This window comes from Desulfosporosinus acididurans (genome assembly GCF_001029285.1).
GTDB lineage: Bacteria > Bacillota > Desulfitobacteriia > Desulfitobacteriales > Desulfitobacteriaceae > Desulfosporosinus > Desulfosporosinus acididurans.
The window spans coordinates 63859-90813 of sequence record NZ_LDZY01000012.1; the positions used below are offsets into that span (position 1 = coordinate 63859).

The following is a 26955-nucleotide window of genomic DNA, read 5'->3' on the forward strand; positions in this document are numbered from 1 at the left end:
AGAGCTTGTCGAAACTATTAATTCGGGCTATGGTTTTGCCTATGACCGGCCCCGAAGTTTTTTATTCCCGCGGAGAAATTGGCATTGATGGCGATCGGATTGTATCAGTTGGGGAAGAAGGTTCTGCACCTGAGAACTTTGTCCCTGATCGAGTCCTTAATTTGCCTAATGATGTTGTCATGCCGGGTTTAATTAATACTCATACCCATGCAGCAATGACCTTGCTAAGGAGTTATGCCGATGATCTTCCTCTTATGCCTTGGTTAAATGAAAAGGTTTGGCCTTTTGAGGACAAGATGACCGAGGAGGATATTTATTGGGGAACAAGCTTAGCGCTTTGCGAAATGATCCGTTCAGGAACAACTACGATGCTCGATATGTATGCCTCAATGGATCAAGTCGCCGAAGCCGTCCTACAGGCAGGTACTCGTGCTGTTCTTTCTCGTGGACTTATAGGGAATGGCCCAAATGGTGAGCGCGCCCTGCAAGAAGGCATTGATCTTGTCAGACGTTATCAAGGTGCCGGTCAAGGACGGCTTAAGGTCATGTTTGGCCCTCATGCTCCTTATACTTGCTCCGGAGAATATCTTCAGAAAGTAAAAGCCCATGCGGATCGTTTAGGTGTGGGAATTCATATTCATGTGGCAGAAACTCTTGATGAAATTAAAATGATTCATGATCAATATGGGAAGACTCCTGTGGAATGGTTAGAAGAGTTAGGCTTGTTTGGCGGTCATGTAGTGGCAGCTCACTGTGTTCATCTAACCAGGAAAGATATGGATATTTTAGCACGCAATAAGGTTTGTGTAGCCTATAATCCGGAAAGCAACATGAAATTAAACAGCGGAACTGCCCCTATCACAGAACTTCGGGCTCAGGGAATTGTTGTAAGTTTAGGTACCGATGGAGCCTCCAGTAATAATAATCTCGATCTTTTCGGGGAGATGCGTTCGGCAGCTTTTCAACAGAAACTTCGGGTGAATTCTACAGCCCTCCCTGCTTATGAAGTGCTTGAGATGGCTACAGTTAACGGCGCTCAAAGTTTAGGTCTTGAAGACGTAGGAATGTTGGCTCCGGGTTTTAAAGCAGATCTAATTACAGTTGATCTGGATCAGCCCCATTTTTATCCGCGGTTTTCTATTCCAGCTCATCTAGCCTATGTGGCTCATGCGGGAGATGTACGCATGATGATGGTCGATGGCAAGATACTGATGGAGGATCGAAAAATCCTTACTCTTGATGTTCACAAGGTATGTCAGGAAGCGGAAATCAGGGCTAAGAGGATTGCAAATGCTTTGAATGGGTAATAGGTTCTTGACAAATCATTGCTTTTAGTCTAAAATTCGAATGTAAAGTAAAATTACTTTACAGGGGGATCGATATGGAGAAACTTGCCTTAATGGCTCTTTTCGCAGACTTTTATGGTCCGCTGCTCACAGAAAAGCAGCGAAACGTTTGGGATCTGCATTACCAACAGGATCTTTCACTTGCGGAAATAGCTGAGTTGGAACATATCAGTCGCCAAGCGATTCATGACTTGCTTAAGCGAACAGAGAGAATCCTTGAAGAATATGAACATAAGTTAGGACTTGTCCAAAGATTTTGGAAGGAAAGGGAGAAGCTCGCAGAAGTGCAGACTTTGATGCAGGGGCTGAGCGAGCAAGATTTTTCCAGTTCTGAGGCTTGGGAACGTCACTGCCAAATTGGCGTTAAGATAGAGGATATAGTTAATATTTGAGAGTAAGTTGCTCCAGAACTAAGGTTTACGAGGCGACGACACAGGAGGTGTCCCAAAGATATGTTTCAAGGACTAAGCGATAAACTCCAAGAAACATTTAAGCGACTTAAGGGAAAAGGCATCTTAAAAGAAGCTGATGTTACCGAAGCCATGAGAGAAGTGCGTATTGCTTTGCTCGAGGCGGATGTTAACTTTAAAGTAGTTAAAGACTTCGTCGCTAAAGTTAAGGAACGCTGCATTGGGCAAGACGTTTTGGAATCCCTTTCTCCGGCGCAACAAGTGATCAAAATTGTCCATGAGGAAATGATTGACCTGATGGGGGGAGCAACGGGAAAAATCCTGATCGCTCCAAAACCGCCTACTGTGATTTTGCTGTTGGGATTGCAAGGCGCAGGGAAAACAACCCATGCCGCCAAACTTGCCAACATGCTTAAGAAACAGGGGAAACATCCCTTGCTGGTAGCTTGTGATATTTATCGCCCTGCGGCCATTAAGCAATTGCAGGTCTTGGGAGAACAACTGAATGTGCCTGTGTTTTCTATGGGGCAGGAACCTCCGGCGGATATTGCGGTTGCCAGTATAAACCATGCTAATCAAAATGGCCATGATGTTGTGATTATTGATACAGCGGGCCGCTTACACATCAATGAAGAATTGATGGATGAACTCCGGGCAATTAAAACTGCTGTTAGACCTCATGAAATCCTGTTGGTAGTAGATGCTATGACTGGACAGGATGCTGTCAATGTGGCGGAGTCTTTTCACAAGGAAATCGGTCTTGACGGTGTCATTCTGACAAAACTAGACGGAGACACGCGAGGCGGGGCAGCACTATCCATTAAAGCAGTTACTGGCTGCACGATTAAGTTCGCCGGGACCGGTGAAAAAATGGATGCCATAGAACCTTTCCATCCAGACCGCATGGCATCTCGGATTTTGGGGATGGGGGATGTTCTGACTCTCATTGAGAAAGCTCAGGAGTCCTTTGATCAGAAAAAAGCCAAAGAGATGGAACAAAAGCTGCGCAAGCAAGAATTCACACTTGATGATTTTCTCGATCAAATGCAGCAGATGAAGAAGATGGGACCTTTGTCGTCTCTTTTGGAAATGATTCCCGGTGTCGGAAAACAATTAAAAGATGTAAAAATTGATGAAAAAGACACTGCTCATATTGAAGCGATTATTCGCTCTATGACTCTTGAAGAACGCAGAAAGCCCGCCCTTATTAAAGATTCTCGGAAAAAGCGGATTGCTAAAGGAAGCGGAACAAGCGTTCAGGAGGTTGGGCGGCTATTAAAGCAATTTGAACAGATGCAAAAAATGATGAAGCAATTGACGAGTTCCGGCGGTATGGGAATGTTCGGAATGGGTAAGAAGGGCAAGAAGGGTAAGAAAGCTGCGTTTAAGGGCTTCTGATCCCAACCGAGGACTACGGTCCTGTAAATTTGGGTATTCTGTAAAGGAGGTGAAAAGATGGCTACGAAAATTCGTTTGTGCCGTATCGGTGCAAAGAAGAAACCTTTCTATCGTATGGTAATTGCCGAGTCTTCAGCTCCGCGTGATGGACGCTTTATTGAGCAAATCGGTTATTATGATCCGACAAAGAGCCCTGTTGTTATAAACATCGACGAGGAAAAGGCTTTAAAATGGCTTTCTACGGGAGCTCAGCCTTCAAATACTGCTAAGTCTTTGTTAAGTCAAGCGGGTATCTTAACAAAATTCCACGAGTCCAAGAACTAGAGTAGTGTGTGGGGGGTGGTTCCTGTGAAGGAACTTGTTGAAATCCTCGCGAAAGCCTTGGTCGATCATCCCGACCAGGTTCTTGTTGCACAGTCTGAGACAGACAAGAGCGTGCATTTGCAGCTTACTGTCGCTCCTGAAGACATGGGGAAGGTTATCGGTAAACAGGGAAAGATCGCGAACGCTATTCGTACGCTGGTCAAAGCCGCTGCCGTTAAAGATGGTCGCCGAGTTCATATGGACATTGATCAATGATGTTAAGAAGGGCTTAGGGCCCTTCTTAATGTTTTAGGATATAAATTGAAAGAAAGGGCCTGAAAAATGGAAGAAGTGCTGATTGGTGAAGTTTTACGTCCTCACGGTGTGAGCGGGATGTTAAAAGTCTATCCTATTACCAGTGACCCGGAGCGGTTTTCTCGGCTGCGGGAAGTTATCCTGGGTAAGGGAAGGACAAATCAACGCTTTAAAGTTATTTCTGCCGTTGTACAGCCGGATCATGTCCTGCTCTCGGTTGAAGGTATTGAGAGTATTGAACAGGCGGAAGCATTTCGTGGCTGGGAGGTCCGGATTGATCGTTCGGAAGTTCCTCCTCTTCAGGAAGGTTGGTATTATTTTGAGCTTGAGGGGATGAAGGTATATGATGGGGAGACCTTTTTGGGAGTTCTGACCCAGGTCTTAGAAACGGGTGCTAATGATGTTTATATTGTCAAAGGGACTCGCGGAGAAATTTGTGTTCCTGCCCTTAAAAGCGTTGTCAAACATGTGGATGTTAAAGGCCGACGGATGGATGTTGAGCTTCCCCCAGGGTTGTTGGAGGACTAGCAGATGCCGATTAAAATGATTGTTTTGACCTTGTTTCCGGAGATGTTTGCGCCTGTGCATGAAAGCATTCTCAAACGTGCTCAGGCGGCAGGATATTTAGAATTTGAGTTCATAGATTTTCGCAAGTATGCAGTCAGCAAACATAAAAATGTTGATGATATTCCATATGGCGGCGGGGTTGGGATGGTTTTGAAGCCGGAGCCTATTTTTGCTGCCGTGCGGGATTTGCCTCAAGTGCAAGGCAGACGGCGAACAATCCTGATGTCTCCGCAGGGTCAGGTTTTTCGCCAGGATACAGCTCAACGCTGGTCCGAGTATGAAGAGTTGGTGTTTATTTGCGGGCACTATGAAGGCTTTGATGAACGGATTCGTGAGTTGGCAGATGAAGAGGCTTCGCTGGGTGATTATGTTCTGACGGGGGGAGAGCTGGCGGCAATGGTTATGATGGACGCTGTAGCCCGGTTAGTTCCCGGTGTATTAGGGCAGGAAACTTCTGCTGAGGAAGAATCCCATAGTAAACTGCTTTTGGAATATCCGCAATATACCAGGCCTGCAGATTTTGAGGGAAGAATCGTCCCCGAAGTCCTGCTTTCCGGGCATCATGCTAACATTAAGCGGTGGCGCAGAAAGGAATCCCTGCGACGAACCTTTTTGCGGCGTCCGGATTTGTTTAAACATTTAAGTTTCGAACCTGAGGATTATTCCATTTTGGAAGAACTTCTTCTTGAACATCCAGAAATGGCCGTATGGCGTGAAACGTGGGAATTCCTCTGTCCTCCGCCGAAAAAACGTCGACGTTTAAAATTACTTGAGTAATCTACATGGCTGGAAAGGCCATAGATCTTCAGGAAGCAGGGCAGGGGACGTATAAAGACGAGATAATATATAGGATTCAGTAATTATAAAGTTCGTATAGAGATCAGGAGGAAATATCGTGGCGGATATCTACCTAGCTTTAATCCATGCACCGGTTTACAATAAAAACATGGAAACGGTTGCAACCTCAATCACGAATTTAGATTTACATGATATTGCTCGCAGTTCAACGACTTATGGGATTAAACGCTACTATGTTGTACATCCTGCTGAAGCTCAGCGTCAGTTGGCTAAACGAATTATGGGTTTTTGGCAAGATGGGTATGGTGCAGAATATAATCCGGATCGCCAAGAGGCCTTTTCTAAGGTGAAGATCGCTGCGGATTTAGCCGAAGTTTATGCTGAGATCACAGCTGAGCAAGGAGTGGCTCCCTTGAGAGTGGCTACGGATGCTCGGAAATACGCGAATACAGTTTCCTACGCGCAATTGCGCAAGGATATTGACACTACGGAAACGCCTATTCTGCTTTTATTTGGCACGGGCTGGGGACTGTTAAAAGAAGACATGGAATCTATGGATCAAATCCTTGAACCAGTTTATGGCCCTACAGATTATAATCATTTATCCGTAAGGTCGGCAGTAGCCATTATTCTAGATCGTTTAAGGGGACACTGATAAGTATTAAGAAAAGACCGAATTATTATATTTTGTAAATGGAAGTTGCATAACTAAACAGGTTATGATAATATAAATTGGTCTAAAAAGGATGGTCCTCTCGCTGCCAAACCAGTGTATGAACATCTAGGCAAGGAAGGGGGGTAATTTTATAATGGATTATATTCGCATGATTGAAGAAGAGCAAATGAAAAAGGATCTTCCTCACTTCCGTCCGGGTGACACAGTACGTGTGCATGTACGTATTGTTGAGGGCACTCGTGAACGTATTCAGGTGTTTGAAGGACTTGTTATTGCCATGAAAGGTGGCGGTATCAGGGAGACTTTTACAGTTCGGCGTGTATTTGCCGGTGTAGGAGTTGAACGTACATTTCCCTTGCATTCCCCTCGCTTAGATAAGATCGAGGTAATTCGCCGTGGTATTGTACGTCGGGCTAAACTCTATTATTTACGATCTTTGTCCGGAAAGGCGGCACGAATTCGCGACCGGCGTTCGATCTAAGGTTAAAAATGGGCTGGAGCGATCTAGCCCTTTTTTTACATGCATGCAAAAAAGATTCTCAGTTGGTCTTCTTAATAGGCAATCTTTTTCGGGCACTCAATCATTCATGATGATGGTGCAGTAGAACCTGACGGCTTCCGCCCTCGCGAGGCTCGGCGCAAGCCGAGCCTTCTTTAATACGATCCGTAGAACTATTTTGAGTTATCAGACTTGACTTAGTGATAACTTTGGAGATTATTGATTTTTAACGTATGCTCCATAAAATCTTGTTCATACTATGAAGTAGTTCAAGAGGGGAGCTATGGAATGGAACAATCAAAATCAAAAAGAAAGTGGATCGTAATTTTGTTTGGGGTTATTTTACTAAGCGGAGGATTGCTGCGTTGGGGAGTGTTACAGCCCTATTTAATACCTTCTCCATCCATGGAACCGGGGATTGCTCCGGGAGATCGTATTCTTGTCAACCGATTAGCCTATCGACTTTGGGCTCCTACCCGCGGAGATATCGTTGTCTTCGCTTTTCCCAAAGACACAAAACGGACGTTTGTTAAACGTGTCATTGCTGTTGAAGGAGAAAAAGTCGAACTTCGTGATAATAAAGTATTTGTCAATGGCCAAGCAATTCAAGAGCCCTATGTTAAACCGGGAGATTATCCGCCTTATGGCCCGCAGGTTGTACCTAAAGATAAAGTGTTTGTTTTAGGTGATAATCGCCGTCAAAGCGAGGATTCCCGAGAATGGGGACTTCTTCCTAAAAGCTATCTTTTAGGAAAAGCCTGGCTTGTTTATTACCCGTTTCCAAGGGTTAAGTTTCTCTAATTTGATTTATTAAAGTTCTTTAATTTATTAAAGGTTGTTTTAAACTAATAAGGAAGGTTTTTAGTGAGTATACAGTGGTTTCCGGGGCATATGGCCAAAGCGAGGCGTCTTTTAACGGATCAGCTAAGATGGGTTGATGTTGTCGTAGAACTTGCTGATGCCAGAATACCGACTAGCAGCCGCAATCCTTTATTACATGAGATCCTTGGCAAAAAACCAAAGTTATTGTTGCTCAATAAAGCTGATTTGGCAGAACCTGACTGGACAGTAAAATGGCTCGAAAAGTTGAGAAGCATCAGTCCAGCCTATGCATTGAGCGCTGTTACGGGAAAAGGCGTTAAACAGATTGTACCGGCCTTAGAAAGCATGGTACAGCAAAAACAGGCGAAACTTGCGGAAAAAGGCGTTCGCCCGCAAATGATCAAGGTTATGATCGTGGGGATACCTAATATCGGCAAATCATCTTTAATTAATCAATTGACTGGGGGAGCCCAAGTCAAAGTTGGCAATAAGCCCGGTGTGACCCGGGGAAATCAATGGGTTCGGATCCATGATCGAGTCGAACTCTTGGATACGCCGGGTATGTTATGGCCCAAGTTTGAAGATCCTGAAATCGGACGTAAACTTGCCGTTTTAGGGGCGATTAAAGACGAAGTTTTTGATTTGGAAGAATTGGCCCTTTGGATGATTGATTGGTTCAGATTACATTCACCCCAGTCTTTAAGCCGCTATCAGAATTCTGACTCGGACATAACCCTGGAGACTATAGGTATTAAACGGGGTTGTTTGATTCGAGGCGGGCGGGTGGATACATTAAAAGCAGCTCAAATATTTTTGCGTGAACTGAGAACAGGGCAGCTTGGCCCCATTACCATGGATATATTTGGATAGGTGTTTTCCGTTATTTGGAAGGATTTCAGCCCCGTAATTAAAGGATATAGACCTGTGATGTCGAACTCAGAAAGAGGGAAAATAGGTGGTACCGTTATCCCAGATGAATATTAAAGAAGTTGAAATCGCATTATATAATGATCCTTCTCCTCGGATGCTTGCTGCTTGCCAAAATGACCCACGGCAAGGGGTTCGGCGGCTCGCAGAACGTCAAATAAAGCATCAGCAGGCCCAAGCGCAAGAAGACGCGCGTGTTCAGGGATTACTTATCGAGGAAAAGAAATTATGGCAGAAGGGTTTTTTACTGATAGCAGGTATTGATGAGGCCGGCCGGGGTCCCCTTGCTGGACCGGTTGTTGCTGCAGCCTGTATTCTGCCGACACGGTTTACGCTTCCCGGTCTTAACGACTCTAAAGCTTTAACAGAAAGCAAGCGTGAAAAACTATTTTCGCAAATCCAAAACCAAGCCATAGACTACGCTATTGGCAGTGCTGAACCCGCAGAGATTGATGTTCTCAATATATTACAAGCAACAAAGCTGGCAATGAAGAGAGCAGTCGAAGGTTTGACAGTTCGTCCCCATTACTTATTGATTGATGCCCTCACTTTGCCGGCGGTCAATTTACCGCAGCTTCCTCTGGTAAGAGGAGATCAGTTAAGCGCCTCGATCGCTGCGGCTTCAATCTTAGCAAAGGTAACTCGTGATCGATTAATGGTCGAACTTGACGCACTTTATCCTGAATATACCTTTTCTAAAAACAAGGGTTATGGTACGAGTGAACATATGAAAGTTTTGCGGCGTTTAGGGCCATGTCCTCTTCATCGTAAGAGTTTTGCCCCGGTAAAAGAAGGGCTGTCCGCTCTTTAACTTTGCCGAGGTCTATGGCGCCGCTTTATGCCGGGATAATGAGAGGTTCTTTCTGAGTCCGTGGATTAACCCGGCTTATAAAAAATTTTTTTCAGGAAGGAGGTAAGGAAGTTGGACAACAATTTTGCTGCTGTCGGAGTGTTTCTTGTTGGTGCCATCGCTGTATCGGTCATTATGATGCTAATGCCCAAGTTGTTGGCGCCCAATAAGCCACATAAGGAAAAACTGACAACGTATGAGTGCGGGAACGAAACTATTGGACGGACCTGGCTCGGATTTAAGAGTAATTACTTTATGTATGCTCTTGTATTTACAGCGTTTGATGTTGAAACGGTCTTCTTATATCCTTGGGCGCTCACATTCCAAAAACTAGGGACATTCGCCTTCGTGGAAATGTTCATCTTTATCGTCATTCTTTTGGTTGGCTTCTGGTATGCTTGGAAAGAAGGTGCTTTAGAGTGGATGTAAGGTTGGAAAGACAGCTGCGTGAAGATGAAACGCTGCTGGAGAAGAACATTTTAGTAACGAATATCGATAAGCTTCTTAACTGGGCACGCGGGCACTCTTTTTGGCCTGTTACCTTTGGTTTAGCCTGCTGCGCCATCGAGATGATGGCTACCGGCGGACCACGCTACGATATTTCGCGCTTTGGCTATGAGGTATTCCGGGCATCACCGCGGCAAGCTGATGTCATGATTGTTGCGGGAACCTGTACCCGCAAAATGGCGCCGCTTTTAAGACGTATTTATGACCAAATGCCTGAACCAAAATGGGTTATCGCCATGGGAAGTTGTGCCAACGCCGGAGGACCTTTTGTGGATTCCTATTCAATGATGGCAGGCGTTGATAAGATTGTCCCGGTTGATGTCTATATTCCGGGGTGTCCTCCGCGGCCGGAATCCTTAATCTATGGGCTTTTGCAACTTCAATATAAGGTTTCAAATCCCGCTAAGGTGAGGTTAATGAGACATGGAAAATAAAGAACTGTTAAAACAACGAGTGGAAGAGCTGGCCGGCAGGGTTAACGGTGAGGTCGAAGAGATCTTAGGTACACTTATTCTTAAAGTTCAGGCACCTTATGTGACAGAAACCCTTACAGCAGTGAAAAGCTTCGATGATGTCCCATGTGACTTTCTCCACGATCTGGCGGGGTTAGACTTGGTGGATCATCTTGAGGTTGTATATCAGTTGACAAGTCTGAACGGCCCTCAGCATCTGCGCGTAAAAGCTATTGTTGACCGGGAAAACCCGGTGGTTGATTCGGTCACGAGAATTTGGCAAGGCGCAGACTATTTAGAGCGTGAAGCCTACGACATGTTTGGAATTCAATTTAAAGGTCATCCTAACCTCAAAAGGATTTATATGTGGGATGATTTTGAAGGCTATCCACTACGCAAGGACTATGAGACCGAACCCATTGAGATTCGTAATCTTGTCCGCCAGCGTATAGACGGGGAATAGGGGGGAAAACCATGAGTATTGATAAAACGGAAGAACTCGTTCTTAACATGGGTCCTCAACACCCGAGTATGCACGGCTTATTTCGGATGATTGTTCATTTAGAAGGGGAGACTGTAACAGAAATCGAGCCCAAAATTGGATATTTACATCGAGGAATAGAAAAACTAGCAGAAAGCCGGACTTATACGCAGTTTATCCCCTACACGGATCGCTTAGATTACTTAGCTTCTCCACATAATAACTGGGCCTATGTACAGACTGTTGAAAAGCTGATGGGTGTTGAAATTCCTGAGCGGGCTGAATATCTTCGGGTAATTTTTGGGGAACTTGCTCGGATTGCCAGCCACCAGGTCATGATTGCCAGTACTGCCCTGGATATCGCGGGCTGGACGGCTTGGGGCTATGCCTTCCGGGATCGGGAACGAATCCTGGATATGTATGAAATGACTGCAGGAAGCCGCTTAACAGTAAACTGCATGCGTATTGGTGGCATGAGTGCCGAACCTCCGGCTGAGTTTTGGCCTGCATTAGAATCGTTCTTGGACGATACCCCTGAGATGCTCGAAGAATACTACGGCATCTTTTTCGGGAATGAAATTGCTCAAGGCCGTTTGAAAAATGTGGGGATTATGCCTAAAGAACTGGCAGAAAATCTATCAATTACCGGTCCGGTTTTACGGGCATCCGGGGTTCAGTATGATGTGCGCAAGGCTTATCCGTACAGTATCTATGACCGCTTTGATTTCGATGTCCCTGTTCGCTACGGATGTGACAGCTATGACCGCACCATAATAAGGATGGATGAAATTAAGGAAAGCGTTAAGATTATTAGGCAAGCTATTCGTGATATCCCTGAAGGGCCGATTATGGCCAAAGTACCGAAAGTCATAAAGCCTCCGGTTGGCGAAGTTTATCACCGCGTGGAGAACCCCAAAGGGGAATTGGGATTTTATATCGTCAGTGATGGATCGACGAAACCGGCACGTGTTCGCATTCGTCCAGGAACATTCGTCAATTTGCAAATGCTTCCCATCGTTGCTAAAGGGTGGAAAATTCAAGACGTTGTGGCGATATTTGCAACTTTGGATGCAGTCTTGGGTGAAGTGGACAAGTAGAAAATCCTATGAGGGGAGAATAAGATGCAGACTTTAAATAATCTGTTTTTGATTATCGCGCATTTCATCCGTAGTTTATTTGCGGATCCCCAATCGGTTTGGGCTAATTTAACCATGGATGTCATTAATTTCATCATCGTGGTTGTCATTATTGTCCTGGCTGCATTAATCCTTATTTTACTTGAACGTAAAGTAGCGGGTTGGACTTCAATGAGAACAGGGCCCAATCGTCTCGGTCCGCGCGGATGGTTTCAGACAATTGCAGATGCTTTAAAATTAATGGGAAAAGAAGATGTTACTCCGGCTGGTGCCGATAAAATCATCTTCAAAATCGCACCAATGATTATCTTTTCACTGCCGATGATGACCTTGGCCGTGATTCCCTATGGAAACCATATGGCTCCAATAGATCTCGATTTGGGAATCTTCTATTTCTTGGCGGTTTCTGCTATTTCTACCTTGGCATTTTTAATGGCCGGCTGGGGATCCAACAATAAATACTCTTTGTTGGGCGGTATGCGGGCGGTTGCTCAAATGATCAGTTATGAAATTCCCCTGTTATTTTCCCTTCTGGGAGTAATTATGATTACTCAGTCCTTTAATCTTGGCGATATCGTTAAAGCTCAGCATACGATTCCCTTTATAGTTCTTCAGCCTTTGGCCTTTGTTATTTATATTATTGCGGGAATTGCTGAAGTCAATCGTGCACCTTTCGACTTGGTTGAAGCAGATCAAGAGGTTGTTGCAGGTCCTTTCACAGAGTATACCGGTCTTCGCTGGGGCTTGTTCTTCTTAGGAGAGTATGGCAACATGACGGCGGTTTCAGCTCTTGCTGCAACGGTATTTCTGGGAGGTTGGCAAGGTCCTTTTCTGCCGGGCTGGGTTTGGTTTTGGATGAAAGTCGGGGTAATAATCTTCTTTATGATGTGGGTGCGCTGGACGTTCCCCAGAATTAGGGTGGATCATCTGATGCACTTGGCATGGAAGGTATTACTGCCGCTTTCGATTTTGAACATTTTCTTAACGGGTCTGGGAATTTTTATTTACCGGCTCGTGATGGGAGGTTGACGCAGTGTTTGGTAAAGGTCTGTTTCAAGGATTAGGCATCACGTTCAAACGCATGGTCGGTCCCAATATCACAGAGTTTTATCCCGAACAGAAGCCTGTGCTTCCAAGTAGAGTGCGAAGTTCGATGGGTCTGCAGCGGGAAAAATGCATTTGTTGCAATATGTGTGCGATGGCTTGTCCGAATGGCGTGATTAAATTAACCGGCGAAAAAGATGAAGAAAGCAAAAAACGAGTTCTTAAAAGCTATCATATGGATCTTGGTCGCTGCCTGTTTTGTGGTTTGTGCACGGAAGCTTGCCCGACTAAGGCTTTGACAGTCACCCAGGAGTATGAAAATGCAGTATTTGAAGCTGATGACATGAAATGGGATATGATTGCGCGGGCTGAGCGGAAAGGGAAGGAGGGCTAAGCGTGGGCACTATCGTTTTCTTTATCTTTGCTATCTTGGCAATAGCCGCAGCTTGGGGGGTAGTTACTTCCAGGAATATTGTCCATAGTGCGTTTTATCTGGCACTTTCCTTTTCAGGAGTAGCCGTACTTTATGTACTAATGAACGCGGATTTCCTCGCAGCTGTTCAATTGCTTGTTTATACCGGTGCAGTATCGATTATGGTCGTTTTCGCAGTAATGCTGACGCTGCGCGGAGAGGTTAGTGACAGTAATCCGGAGAATCGCAAGTGGGGATGGGGAGCGTTTATTTCTGTACTGCTCTTCGCGGTGATTGCTCTCGTCGTTCTTACAAATCCGGACTGGCGTATTTTGCCATCGGCCTGGACGAGCGGCGGTTCTGCCGAGGATATGTCCCTCCTGCTGCTTTCACAGTTTATGATTCCCTTTGAGGCTGCTGCCGTATTGCTGACTGTAGCTTTAGCCGGAGCCGTAATTTTGGCGAAGGGAGTGAAGGAAAACAAATGAATTTAGGTAATTTAAGTGTTGGACTTTCAACCTATCTTTTGGTAGGAGCGATGCTCTTTTGCCTTGGACTTTATGGTGTATTTGCTAAGAGGAACATTATTGCCATACTCATGTCCCTTGAGTTAATGCTTAATGCTGTTAACATCAATTTTGTCGCCTTTAACCGTTTTCTATGGAATCAAAAAATTGATATTCACTATATCCTTACAGGAAATGTAGCGGCACTCTTCGTAATCGTGGTGGCTGCAGCTGAAATTGCTGTGGGCCTGGCCCTCGTGATTACAATTTATCGTAATCGTCATTCAACAAATGTTGATGAATTTGATTGGTTGAAGTGGTAAGAGAGACTATGGAGAAGGTAGGTGTTCAAGGAAATGCATGATCTCTTTCGATGGGCATGGTTAATTCCTGCTTTGCCCTTCCTGTCGTTTCTACTCATCGCCTTTGTCACGAAACGATCCAAAGGACTGTCTTCCACGGTGTCGATCCTTGCGATCTTGACTGCATTGGGTTTAGCTGTCGCAATTGGTTTAGGCATTATTCAGTCTGGGGCTGAAATTGTGGAACATCCGGTGATCGTTAGCGCGAACTGGCTAAATATTGGAGGATTAAAGATTAATTTCGGTACAATCGTAGATCCTCTAAGTGCTATGATGTTGTTTGTTGTGACCTTAGTTGCCTCTATGGTACAAATCTACTCCTTAGGCTATATGCATGGAGATAAAGGTTGGTCACGTTACTATGCGTACCAGTCCTTATTTGCTTCCTCTATGCTGGGAATGGTTATTGCGACTAACTTATTACAGCTCTTTATTTTCTGGGAACTTGTCGGTCTTTGTTCCTATTTGCTGATTGGTTTCTGGTATTTCAAAGTCTCTGCTCGGGAAGCAGCCAAGAAAGCTTTTATCACAACTCGTGTTGGGGATTTTGGTTTACTGCTGGGAATTCTGTTTCTGTACAACAAGTTCGGAACTCTGGATTTCACGGCCCTCTCCGCTGCCTTGAGCACTAGCCTGCAAAACGTGGCCGTTGTAGGTACAGCCGGTTATGTCACGGTTATGGCCTTTCTGATCTTTATGGGACCGATGGGCAAGTCAGGCCAATTCCCTCTGCACGTATGGCTGCCTGATGCAATGGAAGGTCCTACACCCGTTAGCGCCCTGATTCATGCTGCAACTATGGTTGTAGCCGGTGTTTATCTTGTGGCCAAAATGTATTTTCTGTTTCAAGCTTCCCCGGCCGCGCTGCAGTTTGTTGCAGGAATCGGTGCTTTCACAGCACTTTTTGCGGCAACCATCGCCATTGCCCAGGATGATATAAAACGGATTTTGGCCTATTCGACCTTGAGTCAATTAGGCTATATGATCTTCGCTCTTGGGGTTGGTTCTTATTCAGGCTCGATGTTCCATCTGATGACTCATGCCTTCTTTAAAGCCTTAATGTTCTTGGGAGCAGGTTCGGTGATTCATGCTATGCATGAAAAACAGAACATTTGGGACATGGGTGGTCTATGGAAAAAAATGCCTATTACAGGCTGGACTTTCTTTATTGGAGTGTTGGCAATTTCCGGTATTCCACCCTTTGCCGGCTTCTGGTCGAAGGATGAGCTGTTGGCCAATGCCTTACAAAATGGTCACCCCATAGTTTATGCTGTTGGCTTGTTTACGGCGTTTTTAACGGCCTTTTATATGAGCCGCCTCTTCTTCGTAGCCTTTATGGGGCCTGAAAAACCGGAGAATCATCCTCACGAATCTCCTTGGACTATGACTATTCCACTGATTGTTTTGGCAACGTTTAGTACTATAGGTGGATTAGCTGCTTTACCAAGTCACAATTTTGCCTTCTTTATTCACTTTGGTGAATTTGAACCAGAAGGTATGAACTGGGGTTTGGCCGGAATATCGGTTATTGCCGGTTTGCTTGGCATGGGCTTGGCCTATTATATCTATATCAAAAAAGCAATCAGCTCAGAGAGCATAGTTGCCCGTTTCCCAGTGCCTTATAAAATCCTCAAGAACAAATACTACATTGATGAGCTGTATCTCTGGATTATCCACAATATCATGGATGGGTTGGCTAAAGTACTCTATTTCTTTGACATCTATATTATTGACGGGATTATCAATGGAATTGCTCTATTGACACGTGGGAGTGCTAAAGGATTGCGCAGAATGAGTACCGGACAACTTCAAACCTATGCTATGGTATTCTTTTTCGCAGTTGTTGTCATTTTCATGGTCTTCGCTTTTGGGGAAGGACAGTTCTCATCCCTTAACCCCTTAGCGATGCTGGGAGGTGTGAAATAATGTCAGCACTGCCATCAGGAGGGTCTTACCTGCTTCCTTTTATCTTACTGGCACCGTTATTAGCCATGTTTATCATTGTATTCCTGCCGAAGGAAGAAACGAAAACGATAAAGATTGTTGCAGCTCTAGGTACCTTTACCTCTATGGTGCTCTCGCTTTATGCATTCTTCGCCTATAATCAAGCGGCAGGCGGCATGCAGTTTACCCTGACAATCCCCTGGGTTCCTGATCTTGGTGTCAATTTAGCCTTCGGGGTTGACGGAATTAGCTTGCCGATGCTTCTTCTGACGAATTTGATTGGCTTTTCCTCAATTTATGCTTCCTGGAATATGGAAAAGCGGGCCAAAGAATTTTTTGCTTTGCTGCTTATCCTTATTACCGGTGTCATGGGAACATTTATCGCACGCGACCTCTTCATTTTCTTCCTTTTCTACGAGATAGTCGTTATTCCGATTTACATCATGGTTATTATTTGGGGTAGTACTAAACGGGTCTCCAAAGAATATGCCGGTATGAAACTGACCATTTACCTCCTTATCGGATCGGCATTCCTTCTCGTTGGGATGGTGGCTCTCTATCTAGCAGCAGCTAAACAGGGGCATCCAACCTTTATGTTTGACCAATTAGCTGCAAGACAAAATCTTTATAGTGCACCATTCCAAAAAGTTGCTTTCGGCTTAATGCTCTTTGGCTTTGGATCTCTAATTTCTATGTTTCCTTTCCACTCCTGGTCACCGGATGGCTACGCCGGAGCGCCTACTGCTGTCAGTATGATTCACGCCGGTGTCTTGAAAAAAATCGGTGGTTACGGATTGATTCGACTCGGAATTTATGTTCTCCCCATTGGAGCTAAGTATTGGGCTCCGGTGATTGCTGTTCTGGCTATTGCCAATGTTCTTTATGCGGCATTCATTGCTCTGGCTCAAAAAGATCTTAAATATGTTATTGGTTATTCTTCGGTAAGCCATATGGGCTATGTCCTCATTGCCATTGCGGCTTTAAATCCGACAGCGGTTGGAGGGGCCGTGGCGATGATGTTTGCTCATGGTGTTATGTCCGCTTTGTTCTTCTCGATGATTGGGTTTATCTATGAAAAAACTCATACCCGCAACATTCCCGATTTAGGTGGTTTAGCCCATCAGATGCCTCGTTTGGCCACTGGGTTTATCATTGCCGGTATGGCATCTCTGGGTTTACCAAGTACCATTAATTTTATCTCCGAATTTACTATTTTCATGGGAACCATTAAAGCTCTGCCTGTGCAGGCTATTCTCGGAATTGCAGGGATTATCTTTACGGCGGTATACACCTTGAGGGTGATTGCCAATGTTATGTTTGGCCCGCGGCGCTCGGAATGGGATCACCTAAAAGATATCAAAGGTGCCGAACTAGTTCCTTTGGTTGTTCTGGGTTTCGTGATTTTTGCAACAGGAATTTTCCCGAATATCTTGTTTGGTTTAGTTAATACTGGTGTTACCTCCTCAGGCCTTGCGAAGGTTCTTGAGACGGTGAGTCAGGCGAAGATGGGGGGGCTGTTCTAATGGTTGATTTCAATATCTTTGCAGTACTCACGCCCGAAGTTGCGCTAGCTGCAATGGCCTTGATTCTCTTGGCCATTGGACTTCTGATACCACCCGGCGCGAGAAAGGGCATGATGCCTCTCACCGCTTTCTCTTTAATCGGAATCCTTAGTTATACCCTCTATGATTTTTACTTTGGTACGAAGACTTCCTTTATGAATGGACTCTACTGGCACGATCAATTCGCTCTGTATTTCAAAGTGCTTTTCTTAGCGGCGGCTCTATTGGTTGTGCTCTCTTCGGGCGGATATATACAGAAATTGCCGAAGTACCGGGGGGAATTTTACTCCTTAATTTTGACAGCAACGTTAGGTATGATGCTTATGGCGGGAGCCGGCGAGCTGATTACCCTGTATGTTGGCCTGGAATTAATGACGATTTCCTTTTATATTCTTGTTGCCTATTTATCTGAAGATGCTCGTTCCTCTGAAGCAGGAATCAAGTATCTGGTCTTAGGCGCAACTTCTTCGGCGATTTTGCTCTATGGTATCAGTCTTATCTATGGACTGACAGGATCGACTCAACTTTCAGAGATCGCCAGCGGGCTTGGGGCGACGTTAACCCCAACCTCATTTTTGGCCACTGTCTTTATCTTAGCAGGTTTGGGCTTTAAGATTTCCCTGGTTCCCTTTCATCTCTGGGCCCCCGACATTTATGAAGGAGCGCCGACACCTGTCACTGCCTTTTTAGCAATTGCTTCTAAGGCTGCTGCTTTTGCGGCGTTGATCAGAGTTTATCTGATTACCATGAACAGCCAGTCTTTTTCAGCAACAGGTCAAACCCTGCTCATGGTTCTGGCAGCCCTGACGATGATTATCGGGAACTTAGTTGCCATACCGCAGAAGAATATCAAGCGGATGCTTTCTTATTCGAGTATTGCCCAAGCAGGATATCTGATGGTTGGCATTATCGCCGAGTCTATTCCCGGTGTGAAAGGCGTACTCTTTTATGCTATGATTTATGTCTTTGCTAATATGGGTGCCTTTGCTGTGGCGACACATATATCTGAAAAACAAGGCAGCGACGAGATTCAGGATTTTGCCGGTTTGGCTCGAAGGTCTCCCCTGGCAGCAGTAGTTATGACAGCTTCCTTGTTGTCCTTAGCCGGGATTCCGCCTCTGGCTGGGTTTGTCGGGAAATTTTATCTCTTCTCCGCCGTCATGGGTCAAGGCTATACGGCTATCGCTTACATCGGTTTTGTCATGAGCATGGTGTCTGTATATTATTATCTGTCGGTTGTTAAAGTCATGTTCCTCGGAGAGGGAGAAGGGCTTCCTGATATTCCTGTCCATGGAGCAGTTAAATTTACAATGTTATTCACAATGATTATAACAATCGCTATTGGGATTTACCCAACTCCCTTGGCCCAAATGGCTATAGCGGCGGCACAAAGTTTAGTTCAATAAGAACTAACGTCCACCTTTATCCAGTTTTTAAGACCTCACTTCTATAAGTGAGGGTGGGCGAGTTCACTTGTGTTATGTTTCTTGTATAATCATTAAAGAGGTTCTCAGTCATTCTGAGAGCCTCTTTTTGTACTATCAGAAAGTATAATTTTCGCTTGTATAACTTTCCTGTTGCTTAAGTGCAACTGCATAAAGGACTTCCGATCAAGGACAAAGAATTAAATGATATTGCTCTGAAAGGAGTGAATTATCATCGGAGTCAAGAAAAATAGCTTGGGAAAAGCTGGGGAAGAATTGGCTGTCCATTCGCTGACAGCGTCCGGATTAAAAGTCCTTAAGCGGAACTACCGCTGCCCAAAAGGCGAAATGGATATTATTGCTCAAGATCAGGAAACATTAGTGTTCATTGAGGTGCGAACTCGCAGTTCTGCGTATAGAGGATGGGGTGAAGAAAGTATCACCTTTCGGAAGGCACAGCGTCTTAGGTCAATAGCAGCGTATTATATTCTGCAGCAAGGATATGTCAACTGGCCGGAAATGAGAATTGATGTCATTGCCATACGATGGCTGGAAGATAATCCTGATCTTATGTGGATTAGAGGAGCTTTATAATATTCTTCAATTAATTTTCACAAAATAGCCATGATAACGTGGTAAACTAAAGACAAATACCCAAGAAAAATCTTGCATCAAGTTTTCAAAGGGGAGTTAGAACATGGATCCAATTCTAATTGTCGATGATGAAGAACGAATTCGTAGTTTAGTTAGATTGTATCTTGAGCGGGAAGGATTTCCTGTTGAAGAGGCAGAGGATGGCAGTGTTGCTCTGTCTAAATTTAAAACAGGCCAATTTTCACTATTAATTGTTGATCTAATGATGCCTGATGTTGATGGCTGGCGGGTTTGCCGTGAAATCCGCGAAAGCTCAGGGATTCCCATTATTATGCTGACGGCACGCGGGGAAGAGTTTGATCGTGTACTAGGTTTGGAACTGGGTGCAGACGATTATTTAGTTAAACCATTCAGTACGAAAGAATTAGTCGCCAGGGTCAAGGCACTTCTGCGCCGATCCAGCGGCCAGATGCATACAGTTTCCTCGGAAATAACTGTTGGTTTGCTCAACATTGATAAAGAAAGGCATCGCGTCACAATTGGCGATGAGGTGATAAACTTAACCCCCTTGGAGTTTGACTTACTCTATTTTCTCGCTAAAAATCGAGGAAGAGTTTTTTCACGTGAGCAGCTTATGGAAACGGTATGGGGATATGATTTTTATGGAGATGCTCGTACAGTGGATACCCACGTCAAAAAATTGAGGGAAAAACTGGCCCATCCTGTGATTAAAAAAATGCTGGTTACCGTATGGGGCGTCGGTTATAAATTTGATCCGGATATGGTGTCCTGATGAAATGGAGAAAACGTCGTTCCTGGACCATCTCCATGAAACTTTGGCTGGCTATGACACTTCTGATTCTTCTGGTACTGGGAGGATTAGGAGTCACCATTACATGGCTGTTCGGGGACTTTTATTTACAGCAAAAGCTAGATTCTCTGCGCACAGAAGCAACGGAAGTCTCGACCCAATTAGCTTCAATTCCAGGTTGGAGTGAACGATTAAGCTTATTAGAAACCTTTAAACTCACCTCTGGAACCCAACTGGTTTTGCTTGATCCACAAGGAAATATCCTTGTGATTGCGGGATCAACTTCAAGCAAGACTCAAGGAATAGGACTCAGCGGACCTATTGGCGAGATTAATGGGTTACTTGGAGGTTGGACGCGATCATTACTCCCTTCTGATTTTTTTACCGACGACTATTTGGCGCAAGTCCTGGCCGGCAATACCATCTCGATTAAGGCTCTGCCCGCCAGCGGAGGGGGGCAAGCCATGCTCATTGCGGCAGCACCCGTTGGAGCAAAACCGGTACAAGCCGTTGTTCTGCTGGGCAGTTCACCAATTCCCATCCAAGAAAGTATCGCAACCTTTCGGCACTTAATCGTTTATGCGTCCTTAATTGCTGTGTTTCTCGCCACTATAGTCAGCCTCATTTTTGCTCGGCAGGTAACAAGGCCGCTTGCTTTAATGCAGCGAAGTGCTTCGAGAATGGCAAAAGGAGACTTCTTGCCGATCCAGGGAGTAACGAGTCAAGATGAGATTGGAGAACTAGCTGAAGTTTTTAATTCTATGGGGGAAAGTTTAAAAAACCACATGGAATGGCTTTCACAGCAAAAAAACCTGCTTCAAGGTATTATTGAAAGCATTAGTGATGCTGTAGTTATGTTAGGCTGTGACGGATCTATACTTTATGCCAATGACACAGCAAAGGCATTATGGCAAGAGCAAGAGGCAGAACTCCAAGATCGGAAACTTAGAATCGTTGATTTTCTCCAGGCCATGAGAAAAAACCAAGAGCAAACCGAAAATTATGGAACTTTAAAATTAGGGCTTCAAGTACTTCAGGTAATCTTGGCCCCTATGACAGAGACTGAGGGATTTCGAGGACATGTTGCCGTTCTTCGCGATATAACTGCCTCGCTGCGGGCTGAAAAGGCAAGGCGTGAATTTTTAGCCAGTGTTACCCATGAACTAAGAACTCCACTCCATCTTATTCAAGGATACTTAGAGGCAATCCAGGATGATGTGATACCTAAGAATGAGCGGGGAGAATATATTGACTTGGTCTTGGAAGAAGCGAAACGCTTAGCCCGTTTAGTTAAAGATCTGCAAGACATTAATTGGTTGGAGCGCGGACAGAGTTTGCAGCCGGTTGACTTAGATCTGCAGAGCTTTTTAAGTGAAGTTTGCCAGCGCTTTCAGGGCAGAGCTCAGGATTTAGGTTTAAGTTTGGAAGTCGCCAAAGGTTCGGGCAAAATCATGGCCGATCCTGATCGCCTTTTACAGGTATTTATTAATCTTTTGGATAATGCAATGCGTCATACCCCGCAGGGCAAAACGGTTCGAGTTCTTTTTGAAGATCAGGAAAATCATGTTCAATTTGCTATCCAAGATGAAGGAGAGGGGATACCACGGGAAGCACTGCCCTATATCTTTGATCGCTTTTTCCGGGTTAATAAAGCACGTACGAGAAAAGACGGAGGAATGGGACTTGGTTTAGCGATAGTTCGTCAAATTGTAGAAGCTCATGGAGGACAGATAAAAGTAGAAAGCGATATGGGAAAAGGAACGACCTTCCTTATAACTTTGCCCAAAGATTTCAATGCCTCTTCATTAGAATAAAATGTATTTTTTTGCTTATTCTGGAAGGATTAAAGACTCTTAGAGCGAACATTTTACTATTGCCTTTTTGGGGGAGAGTATGATGTTCGCTTCAATTTACGGAATGACCGTTTTAGGATTACATGCTCACTTAATTCGAGTAGAAGTTGACGTGTCAAACGGCTTGCCAAGCTTTGAGATTGTGGGATTAGCAACGACTGCTGTTCGAGAAGCTCGTGACCGAGTGCGCTCTGCGATACGTAACTCAGGTTACCAGTTTCCCTTACAGCGGGTCACCGTTAATTTAGCTCCGGCAGATTTGCGGAAGCAAGGATCAGGACTTGATCTGCCAATTGCCCTGGGGATTCTGGCAGCAACAAATCAATATCGTGGTGCCTGCCTTGATCATTATGTATTTACAGGCGAATTGTCTTTGGAGGGATCTTTGAGGCCTGTTCCAGGTGTGTTAACTATGGCCATTTCCTTGTATCGGGATAATCAACAGTATGAATTAGAAACGACAAGGAAGACAAAGGAGCTCTCCCTGGTAATTTCACCAGAGAATCTAGCTGAAGCCCGCCTCGTGACAGGATTGGAAACCCACAGCACTTCAACTTTAAAACAACTCATTGCGGCGTTAGAGGGTGAAAATGACTTTGAAGACGAACGGATACTTCGAGTATCTCTTGGCGAAGAAATAGCTCGTGGAAATCAGGTTGATTGGACAGATGTTCACGGCCAGCAACATGTAAAACGCGCTTTGGAGATTGCAGCGGCAGGGGGACACAATGTTATACTCGTGGGTCCTCCGGGATCGGGTAAGACATTGCTCGCTAAGGCCTACTCAGGAATACTTCCTCCATTAAGTGAGAGTGAGAGCCTTGAAGTTACGCAGCTTTACAGTGTCTGTGGCTTGCAGCCCTGCAATGGCTCTTTGGTTCAGTTTCGCCCTTTTCGCAGTCCTCACCACACTATTACCAAAGTTGGGATGATTGGTGGGGGGCGTGATCTGCGCCCGGGCGAATTAACTTTTGCCAATTATGGTGTTCTATTTCTGGACGAGCTGCCTGAGTTTCCACGCGAAGTTTTAGAAAGTCTTCGCCAGCCTTTGGAAGACCGGGAATTGACAATATCACGTCAATCAGGCAGTATTACCTATCCTGCCAATGTTAGTGTCATTGCCAGTATGAATCCGTGTCCCTGCGGTTTTTTTAGTGATCCCGCCAGAGAGTGCCGTTGTACGCCTTTGCAGATTCAAAACTATCGAGGGAGGATATCCGGCCCCCTTTTAGATCGCTTTGATATGCATATTGAGGTGCCACGACTGAATTTCTCGGAATTAAGGAATGCCAGCGGCTCTCAAGAATCTTCGCAGACGGTGAGAAAACGAGTGATAGCTGCTCGGGAAAGACAGTGGGCCAGGCTTGGACCCGCGAAAACTAATGCTGAGATGACGTCAAAGGAAAGCAAGGAATTCGGCCGCTTAACTTCAAGTGGAGAGGCCCTTTTGCAGCGGGTTTTTGATGGACAGGGCTTAAGTGCTCGAGCTCATGATCGGATCTTAAGAGTAGCTCGGACCATTGCCGATCTTGGAGATTCCGTCGATATATTTCCGGAGCACTTAGCCGAAGCTATCCAGTATCGTGCTTTGGACAAACGGTTACAGTTATAAGTTATAAGTTAAGAAACAAAAGGTTGAATCATATTTTACTGCTTGAAGGAGTCGTCGCCTTGATCTAAGGCGACTTTTTTATCCAATCGTAAGACTCCCACTTCTTTAAGCGGGAGTGGGTTCCCCGTACGAGTTCACTTTCCTGAGAAGTATGTTCAAGGTTCAAGAATTTCCTTGATGCTATAGACATGTTATACTTGAAATACTTGAGAGAGGTGAAAACAATTAATGCTGCGAAAATTGTGGTTTGCGACGATATTAACTCTCCTGGTGGTTCTACTTGTTGTTGGCTGTCAAAAGACAAATTCTATTACAATTGACCTTGAAAAGACTGTTTCTGCCGATCAATTAAAACAAATGGTTAAGTCTAAAACTAATTATTATTATGTCGGTTTTGATTGGAGATTAAGTCCCAGTGAGGATGTCAAACGATACACACCATTATTGAATTACCTAGAGCGACAAACAGGATATAATTTTAGATTAAGGGTGTTTCCCCAAAATGTAGATATAGCTAAAGAAATGGGCGAAGGACGGGTTCAGTTTTCAATTATAGGTCCCTTGAGTGTACTTCGCGCTGAAAAGTATGGAGTCAAGAGCTTGGTCATTGGAATCACTGAGAACGGAACTTCAAGCTATCGTACAATGATTGTCACCCAACGTGATAGTTCGATTAATAAAATTCAAGATTTGCGTGGACGCACATTAGCCTTCAGTTCCAGGACTTCAACCCAAGGATATCTTATTCCGCGAATTATGCTTGCTCAAGCGAAGATTGATCTAAGTGAATTAGCCTCTTTTGAGTCTTTTCAATCTTATGAAGATGCTGCGAATGCAGTGCTTGGCGGCCGTTTTGACGCTGCAGCACTGCAAGATACCTTAGCAGAAAAACTAGCTGCACAAGGTTTAGTGAAGATTATAGCGATATCTGATTATTTCCCAAGCGGAGGTATAGCGGTTGCTTCTGGAATCGATCCGGTTACTGCGGCTGCTGTTCAAAAAGCGTTACTTAATTTTCAACCGCAAGGGAAAGACCGTGATGGCCTATACCAATGGAATAACTCAGAAATGCCTAAAGGGTTTGCTGCACTTGAAGGAGATCCTTATGCTGTTTATCGACCTTGGATTAAAAAATTTGGTCTGCTTAATTAAATCATTCAATGTAAACCAAGCCAAATGAGAGGTAGAATTGAGATGCGGCTTAGTCATAAAATTATCTATATGACATCAGGAATTGTGGTTGTTATGGGCCTGGTGACTATAATCGCAATTAATGGTATTGTAAAAAGCGCGGTGCGCAGCAGTATTGAACAGAATGGCGTTGTATTAGCTGATAATACCTCGAGCAATGTTGCAGATCAGTATTTGGACGGAAAACTGTTAACTGTCAAAAGCGTTTTGAAGAACCAAATCGATAGCAATAAATATATTGCATATGCTTATATTTTAAATAGAGATAACGGCTCGGAGATCGATACGTTTCAGCAAGGGTTTCCGGAGGGATTAGTTCTGGCAGATCCGCTTGGGAAAGGCCAAACATATGTCACTAAACTGTTAAATATTAATGGTAGCCTGGTATTAGATACCGGCGTGCCCTTAGTGAGGGGACTAAATAGTATTGAATTACATATCGGCCTGACTGAGAGCGCTTTACTACAGCCTATATCAAATATTTCTTGGATGATAGCATTATTGACGCTGATCGGTATAATAATAGGGAATCTGGCGGCTCTAGTCTTGAGTCGCTTCATTACAGGTCCTTTGGAAACTTTAAGCAGGCAGGCAGTTCGAATTGGAGAAGGGAATCTAGACGATAAAATTTGTCTCAACAGCAAAGATGAAGTGGGACACTTAGCCCAGTGTTTTAATCTAATGACATCACAGCTAAAAGAGACTATTCAGGCACTGCAAAAGCGCAATCAAGAACTGTCCCAATTATCGCAAAAACTTGGAGAGCGTGAAGATCTTTTAGAAAAGCTATGGCATCAAGTTATTTCTGCTCAAGAAGAGGAAAGAAAACGGATTGCCCGGGAGCTCCATGACGAAACAACTCAGTCGATAGCAGCGATCACGATTGGTTTGAAAACAGCAGAAGAAATTCTCCCTAATGATCACCAAAAAGGTATATATTATTTAGAGCAAGTTCGTAATATTGCTGGACAGGTTGTTAAAGAGCTGCATAATATCGTTTATGATTTGAGACCGACTATATTAGATGATCTTGGCTTAGTACCTGCCTTGCGTTGGTATGGTGAAAGTCGTCTGAGCCCCAGAGGAGTGGAGTTCGAGTTACATACTGAGGGTATCGACAGCCGCTTTTCAACTGAAACGGAGACAACACTATTCCGTATTGCTCAAGAGGCTATCAGTAATGTTTTTAAGCATGCTCAAGCAACTAAGGTTATGCTTATTCTAATTCAAAAGAGCAAGAGGTTAAGGATGACGATCAACGACGATGGACAGGGTTTCTCAAGTCAAGAAATGTGGAACACGACTGACAACGAAGGGCATCTCGGGCTTTTAGGAATGCGCGAAAGAGTTGGTTTATTAGGGGGAACGATTACAATAACCTCTAAGATAGGCGAAGGAACTGAAATAATTGTTGACCTTGAATTGTCGCAGAGGGAATTCAAAAAGGAGGGTACCTCGTTTGGAAACAATTCGACTTCTCTTGGTAGATGATCATACAATTTTTCGAGCAGGTATCCGTGTCCTTTTGGAGATGCAGCCGGATTTTAAAGTCATTGGAGAAGCAGAAGAAGGTGAAAAGGCCTTATCACTTGTTCGTGAGCTGCAGCCTGAGGTTGTTCTTATGGATATTGCAATGCCAGGCGTTGATGGGCTAAGTGCGGCAAGACGGATAAAAGAGACTGCACCGATGACGAAAATTATTCTGCTTACTCAACATGAAAATAAAGAGTATCTTCAGCCGGCTCTAAAAATAGGGGCAGAGGGTTATGTTTTAAAACGAGCTGCCGCTGATGAACTTGTTATGGCTATTCGCGCTGTTCATCAAGGAAAGTCATTTCTTGATTCAAATGTAACTTCAACAATTTTAGCAGAGTACTGTCAGGACGTAAAAAATGGTACTGTAACAGATAATAGACAACTATCGGAGAGAGAGCGAGAGATTCTCGTTATGTTAGCTCGTGGGTACACCAACCGTCAGATTGCAGAACTCCTGAAGATTAGTCCCAAAACTGTTGATTTTCATCGTGCACGGATCATGAAGAAATTAGGCATCAAAGGCAGGGTCGCTCTAGCTCAATATGCCTTACGGCACGGGTTGGTTGAGTGAACTGCAAGGTATAGGAACACCCCTCCCACTTGAAATTTAAAACCAA

General features: G+C 44.5%; 30 protein-coding genes. All 30 read left to right on the forward strand.

The features are described 5' to 3' along the window. The first annotated feature begins 5 nt into the window (after window positions 1-5). Window positions 6-1307 carry an amidohydrolase gene (locus tag DEAC_RS16265; protein WP_047811131.1) on the forward strand — a complete coding sequence of 434 codons (1302 nt, stop codon included), beginning with the start codon at window positions 6-8 and terminating at the stop codon, window positions 1305-1307. Between the two features lie 74 nt (window positions 1308-1381). Next, entirely contained in the window at window positions 1382-1738 is a 357-nt protein-coding gene (locus DEAC_RS16270; RefSeq protein ID WP_047811132.1) for a putative DNA-binding protein, read from the forward strand. 60 nt (window positions 1739-1798) lie between these two features. Beyond that, window positions 1799-3154, forward strand: coding sequence for a signal recognition particle protein (gene ffh, locus DEAC_RS16275; protein WP_047811133.1), 1356 nt, complete (start codon window positions 1799-1801; stop codon window positions 3152-3154). Window positions 3155-3211: 57 nt separating this feature from the next. Beyond that, entirely contained in the window at window positions 3212-3478 is a 267-nt protein-coding gene (rpsP, locus tag DEAC_RS16280; RefSeq protein ID WP_047811134.1) for a 30S ribosomal protein S16, read from the forward strand. Window positions 3479-3502: 24 nt separating this feature from the next. Continuing rightward, entirely contained in the window at window positions 3503-3733 is a 231-nt protein-coding gene (locus DEAC_RS16285) for a KH domain-containing protein (RefSeq protein ID WP_047811135.1), read from the forward strand. A 66-nt stretch (window positions 3734-3799) separates the two neighbouring features. Beyond that, window positions 3800-4300 carry a ribosome maturation factor RimM gene (rimM, locus tag DEAC_RS16290; protein WP_047811136.1) on the forward strand — a complete coding sequence of 167 codons (501 nt, stop codon included), beginning with the start codon at window positions 3800-3802 and terminating at the stop codon, window positions 4298-4300. A gap of 3 nt (window positions 4301-4303) precedes the next feature. Then, window positions 4304-5116, forward strand: coding sequence for a tRNA (guanosine(37)-N1)-methyltransferase TrmD (trmD, locus tag DEAC_RS16295; protein ID WP_047811137.1), 813 nt, complete (start codon window positions 4304-4306; stop codon window positions 5114-5116). A 118-nt stretch (window positions 5117-5234) separates the two neighbouring features. Then, window positions 5235-5792 carry an RNA methyltransferase gene (locus DEAC_RS16300; RefSeq protein WP_047811138.1) on the forward strand — a complete coding sequence of 186 codons (558 nt, stop codon included), beginning with the start codon at window positions 5235-5237 and terminating at the stop codon, window positions 5790-5792. A 154-nt stretch (window positions 5793-5946) separates the two neighbouring features. Continuing rightward, window positions 5947-6294 (forward strand): 50S ribosomal protein L19, encoded by a 348-nt coding sequence (gene rplS / locus DEAC_RS16305; RefSeq protein ID WP_047811139.1) that lies wholly within the window; start codon window positions 5947-5949, stop codon window positions 6292-6294. A gap of 306 nt (window positions 6295-6600) precedes the next feature. Continuing rightward, on the forward strand, window positions 6601-7113 hold the full coding sequence (lepB, locus tag DEAC_RS16310) for a signal peptidase I (RefSeq protein ID WP_047811140.1): 513 nt from the start codon (window positions 6601-6603) through the stop codon (window positions 7111-7113). 63 nt (window positions 7114-7176) lie between these two features. Beyond that, window positions 7177-8004 (forward strand): ribosome biogenesis GTPase YlqF, encoded by an 828-nt coding sequence (gene ylqF, locus DEAC_RS16315; protein ID WP_047811141.1) that lies wholly within the window; start codon window positions 7177-7179, stop codon window positions 8002-8004. An 85-nt stretch (window positions 8005-8089) separates the two neighbouring features. Continuing rightward, window positions 8090-8872 carry a ribonuclease HII gene (locus tag DEAC_RS16320; protein WP_172408250.1) on the forward strand — a complete coding sequence of 261 codons (783 nt, stop codon included), beginning with the start codon at window positions 8090-8092 and terminating at the stop codon, window positions 8870-8872. A 111-nt stretch (window positions 8873-8983) separates the two neighbouring features. Beyond that, on the forward strand, window positions 8984-9340 hold the full coding sequence (locus tag DEAC_RS16325) for an NADH-quinone oxidoreductase subunit A (protein WP_047811142.1): 357 nt from the start codon (window positions 8984-8986) through the stop codon (window positions 9338-9340). Beyond that, window positions 9331-9852 carry an NADH-quinone oxidoreductase subunit B gene (locus DEAC_RS16330; RefSeq protein WP_047811143.1) on the forward strand — a complete coding sequence of 174 codons (522 nt, stop codon included), beginning with the start codon at window positions 9331-9333 and terminating at the stop codon, window positions 9850-9852. The genes DEAC_RS16325 and DEAC_RS16330 overlap by 10 nt, the downstream gene beginning before the upstream one ends. Beyond that, entirely contained in the window at window positions 9842-10333 is a 492-nt protein-coding gene (locus DEAC_RS16335) for an NADH-quinone oxidoreductase subunit C (RefSeq protein ID WP_047811144.1), read from the forward strand. The genes DEAC_RS16330 and DEAC_RS16335 overlap by 11 nt, the downstream gene beginning before the upstream one ends. An 11-nt stretch (window positions 10334-10344) precedes the next feature. Next, window positions 10345-11448, forward strand: a complete 1104-nt coding sequence (locus DEAC_RS16340) for an NADH-quinone oxidoreductase subunit D (RefSeq protein ID WP_047811145.1) — start codon at window positions 10345-10347, stop codon at window positions 11446-11448. 24 nt (window positions 11449-11472) lie between these two features. Beyond that, window positions 11473-12516: an NADH-quinone oxidoreductase subunit NuoH gene (gene nuoH / locus DEAC_RS16345; RefSeq protein ID WP_047811146.1), complete on the forward strand. Its 1044-nt coding sequence runs from the start codon at window positions 11473-11475 to the stop codon at window positions 12514-12516. A 4-nt stretch (window positions 12517-12520) separates the two neighbouring features. After that, window positions 12521-12925 carry a NuoI/complex I 23 kDa subunit family protein gene (locus DEAC_RS16350; RefSeq protein WP_047811147.1) on the forward strand — a complete coding sequence of 135 codons (405 nt, stop codon included), beginning with the start codon at window positions 12521-12523 and terminating at the stop codon, window positions 12923-12925. A 2-nt stretch (window positions 12926-12927) separates the two neighbouring features. Continuing rightward, a complete protein-coding gene (locus tag DEAC_RS16355; RefSeq protein ID WP_047811148.1) occupies window positions 12928-13431 on the forward strand; it encodes an NADH-quinone oxidoreductase subunit J family protein in 504 nt (167 codons plus the stop codon). After that, complete coding sequence (gene nuoK / locus DEAC_RS16360) at window positions 13428-13772, forward strand: NADH-quinone oxidoreductase subunit NuoK (protein WP_047811149.1); 345 nt, start codon at window positions 13428-13430, stop codon at window positions 13770-13772. Before DEAC_RS16355 ends, nuoK begins: the two co-directional genes overlap by 4 nt. 21 nt (window positions 13773-13793) lie before the next feature. After that, window positions 13794-15737, forward strand: coding sequence for an NADH-quinone oxidoreductase subunit L (gene nuoL, locus DEAC_RS16365; protein ID WP_047811150.1), 1944 nt, complete (start codon window positions 13794-13796; stop codon window positions 15735-15737). Further along, window positions 15737-17278 carry a complex I subunit 4 family protein gene (locus DEAC_RS16370; RefSeq protein ID WP_047811151.1) on the forward strand — a complete coding sequence of 514 codons (1542 nt, stop codon included), beginning with the start codon at window positions 15737-15739 and terminating at the stop codon, window positions 17276-17278. Before nuoL ends, DEAC_RS16370 begins: the two co-directional genes overlap by 1 nt. After that, entirely contained in the window at window positions 17278-18723 is a 1446-nt protein-coding gene (locus tag DEAC_RS16375; protein ID WP_047811152.1) for an NADH-quinone oxidoreductase subunit N, read from the forward strand. The genes DEAC_RS16370 and DEAC_RS16375 overlap by 1 nt, the downstream gene beginning before the upstream one ends. A 252-nt stretch (window positions 18724-18975) precedes the next feature. Beyond that, on the forward strand, window positions 18976-19335 hold the full coding sequence (locus tag DEAC_RS16380) for a YraN family protein (protein ID WP_047811153.1): 360 nt from the start codon (window positions 18976-18978) through the stop codon (window positions 19333-19335). Window positions 19336-19438: 103 nt separating this feature from the next. After that, window positions 19439-20128 (forward strand): response regulator transcription factor, encoded by a 690-nt coding sequence (locus tag DEAC_RS16385; RefSeq protein ID WP_047811154.1) that lies wholly within the window; start codon window positions 19439-19441, stop codon window positions 20126-20128. Then, window positions 20128-21960, forward strand: a complete 1833-nt coding sequence (locus DEAC_RS16390; protein WP_047811155.1) for a HAMP domain-containing sensor histidine kinase — start codon at window positions 20128-20130, stop codon at window positions 21958-21960. The genes DEAC_RS16385 and DEAC_RS16390 overlap by 1 nt, the downstream gene beginning before the upstream one ends. 82 nt (window positions 21961-22042) lie before the next feature. After that, on the forward strand, window positions 22043-23611 hold the full coding sequence (locus DEAC_RS16395) for a YifB family Mg chelatase-like AAA ATPase (protein ID WP_047811156.1): 1569 nt from the start codon (window positions 22043-22045) through the stop codon (window positions 23609-23611). Between the two features lie 228 nt (window positions 23612-23839). Further along, window positions 23840-24763, forward strand: coding sequence for a phosphate/phosphite/phosphonate ABC transporter substrate-binding protein (gene phnD, locus DEAC_RS16400; protein ID WP_047811157.1), 924 nt, complete (start codon window positions 23840-23842; stop codon window positions 24761-24763). A gap of 42 nt (window positions 24764-24805) precedes the next feature. After that, window positions 24806-26293 (forward strand): sensor histidine kinase, encoded by a 1488-nt coding sequence (locus tag DEAC_RS16405; RefSeq protein WP_047811158.1) that lies wholly within the window; start codon window positions 24806-24808, stop codon window positions 26291-26293. Then, window positions 26262-26909 carry a response regulator gene (locus tag DEAC_RS16410; RefSeq protein ID WP_047811159.1) on the forward strand — a complete coding sequence of 216 codons (648 nt, stop codon included), beginning with the start codon at window positions 26262-26264 and terminating at the stop codon, window positions 26907-26909. The genes DEAC_RS16405 and DEAC_RS16410 overlap by 32 nt, the downstream gene beginning before the upstream one ends. Window positions 26910-26955: the final 46 nt, after the last annotated feature.